Origin of the sequence: Streptomyces amakusaensis (assembly GCF_039532665.1) — a bacterium.
Taxonomy (GTDB): Bacteria; Actinomycetota; Actinomycetes; order Streptomycetales; family Streptomycetaceae; genus Streptomyces; species Streptomyces amakusaensis.
Genome location: NZ_BAAASB010000025.1, coordinates 35,836 through 42,098, shown reverse-complemented (window position 1 = coordinate 42,098; position 6,263 = coordinate 35,836). Strand labels below are relative to the sequence as shown.

The 6,263-nt window shown below is 70.2% G+C and carries 5 protein-coding genes; 1 reads left to right on the top strand and 4 read right to left on the bottom strand.

Features of this window, described 5'->3' with window-relative positions; translation table 11 throughout:
- Nucleotides 1-176 precede the first annotated feature (176 nt).
- Nucleotides 177-1,301, top strand: coding sequence for a nucleotide disphospho-sugar-binding domain-containing protein (locus ABD371_RS31700; protein WP_344484713.1), 1,125 nt, complete (start codon nucleotides 177-179; stop codon nucleotides 1,299-1,301).
- A 122-nt stretch (nucleotides 1,302-1,423) separates the two neighbouring features.
- Here the strand turns inward: ABD371_RS31700 and asnB are convergent, their stop codons facing one another.
- The 4 genes from asnB to ABD371_RS31680 form a co-directional block, all read right to left on the bottom strand.
- Nucleotides 1,424-3,268 (bottom strand): asparagine synthase (glutamine-hydrolyzing), encoded by a 1,845-nt coding sequence (asnB, locus tag ABD371_RS31695; protein WP_344484710.1) that lies wholly within the window; start codon nucleotides 3,266-3,268, stop codon nucleotides 1,424-1,426.
- A 288-nt stretch (nucleotides 3,269-3,556) separates the two neighbouring features.
- Nucleotides 3,557-5,104, bottom strand: coding sequence for a PH domain-containing protein (locus ABD371_RS31690; protein ID WP_344484707.1), 1,548 nt, complete (start codon nucleotides 5,102-5,104; stop codon nucleotides 3,557-3,559).
- Complete coding sequence (locus tag ABD371_RS31685; RefSeq protein ID WP_344484704.1) at nucleotides 5,101-5,601, bottom strand: PH domain-containing protein; 501 nt, start codon at nucleotides 5,599-5,601, stop codon at nucleotides 5,101-5,103. The genes ABD371_RS31690 and ABD371_RS31685 overlap by 4 nt, the downstream gene beginning before the upstream one ends.
- A gap of 69 nt (nucleotides 5,602-5,670) precedes the next feature.
- Entirely contained in the window at nucleotides 5,671-6,237 is a 567-nt protein-coding gene (locus ABD371_RS31680; RefSeq protein ID WP_344484701.1) for a hypothetical protein, read from the bottom strand.
- Nucleotides 6,238-6,263: the final 26 nt, after the last annotated feature.

Here is a 6,263-nt window from a genome sequence, read left to right as displayed (position 1 = left end):
AACAACCCCCTACGGACCCTTATCCAATAGCCTTGGGTGATTCCTTGACGCGATGCTCACGACTGCATCAGGATGCCCTTCGAGGGCAGGTAATTGCAAGAATTTCGACACTGTCTCTTTGTCGGCTGAATCTCCGGCATCGCAAATACGCGGCTATACGGGAGGAACGCTTTTCCATGCGCGTGCTGTTCGTGACCTATCCGGCCATCGGCCATGTTTTTCCCACTGTTCCGCTGGCCTGGGCGTTGCGCTCGGCGGGCCATGACGTCCTGGTCGCCAGCGCGGGTGACGCGCTGAAGGCGGCGGACGCCGGTCTGCATGTGGCGGACGTCTCCCCCGGGTTCGTCCTGGAGGACTTCCTCCAGTCGACGGCCGGGGAGCTGATCGCGCGGCTGCGGCAGCCCGGGGAGATCGATCCGATGGACGGTCTGCGGCTCTTCGCCCATCTCAATGAGAGCCTGGCGGACGGAATCGTACGGACCGCCGACCGTTTCAAGCCCGATCTGATCGTGTTCGAGCAGATTTTCGTGGCGGGGCTGATCGCCGCCGCGCGGCTGGGCGTTCCGGCCGTTCAGCACAATTTCGGCTTCGCGCGCGGCACCCAGCTGCGGGAGCTGACCGTGTCGATGCTGACGGAGACGATGGCCCGGCACGGGGTGGAGAGCGTGGCCGAGCGGGTGCCGACGCTGGACATCGCGCCGCCGAGCATGGTGGAGCCGGAGCGGGACGGCTGGTCGATGCGGCCGGTTCCGTACAACAGCGGTGCCGTGCTGCCGGACTGGCTGCTGGACGAGCGCCGAAGGCCCCGGGTGGGGGTGACGCTGGGCACGGCGACGGTGCACATCAACGGGCTGGGGCCGGTGCAGCGGCTGGTGGCCGCCGCCGCGGAGGTGGACGCGGAGTTCGTGCTGGCGCTGGGCGAGGTGGACACGGCGGCGCTGGGCACGCTCCCGGACAATGTGCGGGTCGTGGGATGGGTGCCGCTGACGGCGCTGCTGGAGAGGTGTGACGCGGCGGTGCACCACGGGGGCGCGGGTACGACGATGGCGGCGCTCAACGCGGGTGTGCCGCAGCTGGTCCTGCCCGACGGCGCGGACCGGGGGATCAACGCCGGGGCGGTCGGCGACCGGGGCGCGGGGCTGAACGGCACGGCGGACGATCTGGATCCGGTGGTGCTGCGGAGGCTGCTGTCGGACGAGAAGCTGTCGGCGGTGGCGCGGGAGGTCCGGGAGGAGATCGGGTCGATGCCCTCGCCCGCGTCGCTGGTGCCGAGGCTGGAGGCGCTGGCCCTGACCGGCTGAGTGCCGCGAGGCGGGCCTGTGCCAGACGGGACTGTCTGAGGCGGGCCCGCATGAAGAGGCGGTCGGAGCGGCATCCGTACGATGCCGCTCCGACCGCCTTCACCCGCGCGGTGCCATCGTGGCTACATGGTGACCTCGGGCCGGTAGGCGTCCAGCCAGATGGCCGTGTCCAGGGCGCGTTCCAGGCCGTTGCGGGTGGCCAGGGCGAGTTCGCCGGGCGCGGTGGCGACCGACTCGGCGAGCCAGTCGCGGCTGACGATCTGGAAGACGGGTCCGTCCTCGCCGAGGAGCTGCTTGGCCTGCTGCTGGAGCGCCTCGCCGTAGGCCCGGTCCTGGGTGACCGGGTAGGGGCTCTTGCGGCGCTCGACGATCGAGCGCGGCAGGAGGTCGCGGGTCGCGCCGCGGAGCAGGCTCTTCTCCTGCCCGTCGTAGGTCTTCATCGACCAGGGGGTGTTGTACACGTACTCGACGAGCCGGTGGTCGCAGAACGGCACCCGGACCTCCAGGCCGACCGCCATGCTCATGCGGTCCTTGCGGTCGAGCATCATCCGCAGGAAGCGGGTCAGATGCAGATGGGACAGCACCCGCATGCGCTTCTCGTGCGCGCTGTCCGTCTCCAGCTGTCCGATCTCGGCGACGGCGGTCGCGTAGCCGTCGGCCACCGCCTCCAGCGGGTTGGTCGCGATCAGCATGTCGAGGTTGTACATCTCGGCGGGCTGGGTGTTGGGGCTGGCGCCGATCATCCCGGCGGTGATCCAGGGGAACATCTCGCGTTCCTGGACGACGGGGTTGTGGAGCCAGCCGTAGCCGCCGAAGACCTCGTCGGCGGCCTCGCCGGACAGGGCCACGGTGGAGCGTTCGCGGATCGACTTGAAGAGCAGATACAGGGAGACGTCCATGTCGCCGAGGCCGGCCGGGCTGTCCCTGGCGATGACGACCTGTCGGCGCACCTCGGGGTCGGCGAGGTCGGCCGGGCTGAGGACGATGTCGGAGTGGCGGGTGTCCGCGTGGCGGGCCATCTCGGCCGCGTATCCGGCGTCGCGGCTGCCGTGCACCTCGTTGGCGACGAAGTGGTCGGACTCGCCGGCGAAGTCGATGGCGAAGGTGTCCAGCGTCTCGCCCCGGGAGGCCCGGCGGGCGGCGGCGAGGGCGGTGATGGCGCTGGAGTCGAGTCCGCCGGAGAGGAGTACGCAGGTGGGCACGTCGGCGACGAGCTGGCGGGTGACGGTGTCGTCGAGGAGTTCGGTCACCCGGCCGACGGTGGTCTCCAGGTCGTCGGTGTGCTCCTGGGTCTCCAGCCGCCAGTAGGTGCGGCGGTGCACTCCGGCGTGGTCGACGGTGACGACGGTGCCGGGGACGACCTCCTCGACGCCGTCCCAGATCGTCTCTCCGGGCGGGCGGTGGAAGGCGATGAACTCGCGCAGGCCCCGGGCGCTGACCACGGGCTTGGCGAGGGGGTTCGCGAAGATGGCCTTGGGCTCGGACGCGAAGATCACCCCGTCGGCCGTCCGGTGGTAGAAGAGCGGCTTGATGCCCATGCGGTCACGGATCATGGTGAGCTTCTGGGTCCGTGAGTCCCAGACGGCGAAGGCGAACATGCCGTTGAGGCGTTCGGCCATCGCGTCGCCCCACTCCAGATAGGCGTTGAGGACGACCTCGGTGTCACTGACGGTGCGGAAGTGGTGCCCCCGGCCGCGCAGTTCCTCGCGGAGTTCGGTGAAGTTGTAGACCTCGCCGCTGTAGGTGAGGGCGATCCGGCCGGCGGGGGTCCGGATCTGCATCGGCTGGACGCCGCCGGCCAGGTCGATGATGGAGAGCCGGCGGTGGCCCAGGGCGGCGTGGCCGTCGGTCCATGTGCCCCCGGCGTCGGGCCCCCGGTTCGTCAGCGTGCGGACCATGGCTTCCAGGGTCGCGGTCTCCTGGGTCAGCTCACGGTCGAACGATATCCAGCCGGTAATGCCGCACATGCGATGCTCCTCGTCTCTCGGCGCTCTCTGACCGCCTGGGGCGCACAGCTCCCGCCGCCGGCGCCGGAGGACATCACGGCGCGTCGGAACCACGTCCGCGGGAGCGGGGCGCCCCGCGGGCGCGCCTGTCCGCCCCGACAGTATTTTCCGCGCGGGCCCGGTCACATCCCCTACCAGCCCCTGAAGCGGGGCCCGGGACATGAGAACGAGGTTGGAGGGGCGGCCGGGGGGAGGTCCGCCCCTCCAACCTCTCGGGGGTGCGCCAGTTGGTTTATGGGGGTACGGGGGTCAGCCGCGCCCGGGTCGTCGTTCGATGAACTGGGCGAGCACCTGGGGCACCGCCCGGTCGGCGAGGGCGAGTCCGTCGGAGACCGCGATGTCGCGGACCTTGTAGACGCCCGTGCCGGCCGCCGTGGTGGCTCCGAGGGTGAGCAGTCCGGCGCGGCGCTGGAAGGCCGATCGGGTGATGGACCAGCCGATGATCCCCTCGCGCTGGAGGGCGACGGTGCGGCGGGCGAACGTGCCGGACCTGGCGACCAGATAGCGGCCCTGGATCGCGCTGCCGAGGTTGCGGTAGGCGTCGAAGGCGTAGGCCAGCAGGATGGGCAGCAGTACGAGGCCGGTGATCCATCCCGTGTGGACGAGGACCGGGGTGAGCCAGAGGCCGGGGACGGCGAGGAGGGCCGCGGTCAGCGCCGCCGTGCCCAGCGCCAGATTGACCCTGCGGCGCAGGGCGGCGCGGGGGTGGGGGGCGAGTTCGGCGAGGGCGGTCGGGGACCGCTTCTCGGCCAGTACGTCGGCGGCGACGGCGAGGGCCAGCGCGTGCGGGACGGGCGGGGTGAGCCGGCTGCGGCTGCTGTTCTCCTCGTCGTTGCCCAGGCCGCTCGCGACCGCCTTGAGGCGGGCCCCGCCGGCCCAGCGCAGCAGCAGCGGTTCGGCGACCTCGACACCGCGGAGCCGGCGTTCCTCGATGGTGACGGAGCGGGTGACGAGCATTCCGCGCCGGACCCGGAACATGCCGCCGTCCTCGCGCTCCAGGCGGTATCCGGACCACCCCTCGATGAAGGTGACGGTGGAGCCGATGACTCCGATGATCACGACGACGAGGACGGCGACCAGGATGCCGAACCAGAGCGGGACGGAGCCGAAGCGGTCCTCGACGTCCTTGACGATGCCGAGTTCCAGCGGGTCGATCTTCATCTCGTACAGCGTCCGGTAGACCGTGCCGACGGCGACGAAGACTCCGCCGACGCCCCAGATGGTGAGGGGGGCGTAGCGCAGCCAGGCCCAGTCCATCTCGGCGATCGGGCCGTCGGTCTCGTCGACGGTGAGGCCGCGTCCGGCGCTGCGGCGTTCGATGAGCTGTCGGCGCAGTTCGTCGGCGTCCTTCTTGCTGATGCCGTCGAGGGAGAGGCCGGCTCCGGCGGATTCGCCGTGTTCGCCGGTGCCGATCTCCAGGGAGGTGAGGCCGAAGACACGGTGAAGCGGGTTGGCGGTGAGGTCGACGCTGCGGATGCGGTCGACGGGGACCGAGCGGTGGCTGCGGAAGAGGAGGCCCTTGCGGAGTTCGATCCGGTCGTCGGTGAGGAGGTAGCGGGTGGTGAGCAGGCGCATCAGGCTGATGCCCGCCATGACCAGGCAGGTGATGAGGAATGAGCCGAGCGTGATCAGGACCTGGAGGTTGATCTCGCCGCCGGTGACCGCGTGGGTGGCGCCGTAGAGGGCGAGCGGGGCGGCGACGATGCTCAGATTGACGAGGATGAGCCGGGGGTTGAGCCGTCCCCAGGGGTCGGCCGCGGCGTGGGCGCGCCGGCCGGCCGTGGTCTCCGAGGTCATGTGGCGTCTCCCGGTACGGCCTGGGTGGACCTGGTGAGCTGTTCCACCATCTCGGCGGCGACCCGGTGGTCCAGTCCGTTGATCTTCACCGCGCCGGAGGCGGAGGCGCTGGTCACGGTGACTCCGGAGAGTCCGAAGAGCTGTTGGAGCGGGCCGCGCATGGTGTCGACGGTCTGTATGCGGGAGAGGGGGACCACGCGCCAGCGCTGCCAGAGCCAGCCGGAGGCCGCGTAGACGGCGGTGTCGGTGGTCTCCCAGCGGTGGACGCGGTAGCGCCAGAGGGGCATGACGGCCATGTAGAGGATGCCGGGGACGAGGGTGGCGAAGAATGCCCAGACGAAGACGAATCTGGCCGGCGGAATGAACAGGTAGAGCACTCCGAAGACGATCGGCAGCGGCAATGCGAACAGGGAGGATTGCAGGGTCCACCAGCCGATCGCGCGGCTTTCGACACGGTTGCGAGGCGGCCGCAGCCTCAATTCATCATGACGTACCACTTTTTTCACCCTAGCCTTGAAGACCTCTGAACCATCACACGCTTGTACGGAACCCTGTCGACCGTCAATTCACGGTCTCCCTCCGCCCGGCCGTCCGGCCACCGGGTCCGGCGCGTTCGTCCCTTCCGCTCCTTCTGTCCGGTCCGGGACGCGGGCCCTGGACGCCAGGGCCGCGGTCCTGGCCAGCACCATGGCGAGGGACATCAGCGCGGCGGCGCTCACCAGGACCCTCTCGCCGCTGAGTTCGTACTCGGCGGTGAACCGGGCCATGGCGGCGGTGAACCAGTGTTCCGCGCCGTAGGCGAAGACGGCCTGGGCGGCCGTGCAGCCGAGCCAGATCAGCGCGTACCCGATTCCGCCGGAAGTATGGACGCGGCCGGTGTCGTCCCGGTGTACGGGAAGCAGAGTTCCGGCGACGAGTCCGCAGATCACGCCCACGCCGACGCAGGCGAGTTGCAGCGACATGTCGTTGCCGGCCGTGGGAAGGGATCGTACGCAGGCGACGATGACGAGGACGGACACGAGGACGGGGCCCGCCAGCCGTACGGCGGTGATGCGGCGGTGTCCGAGGTCGGCCGCCAGGATGACCGCCAGTGTCGACGCACCGGTGATGAGTGCCGCCCAGAACTGGCTCACGTGACCGACTCCTGCCCTGCCACTGC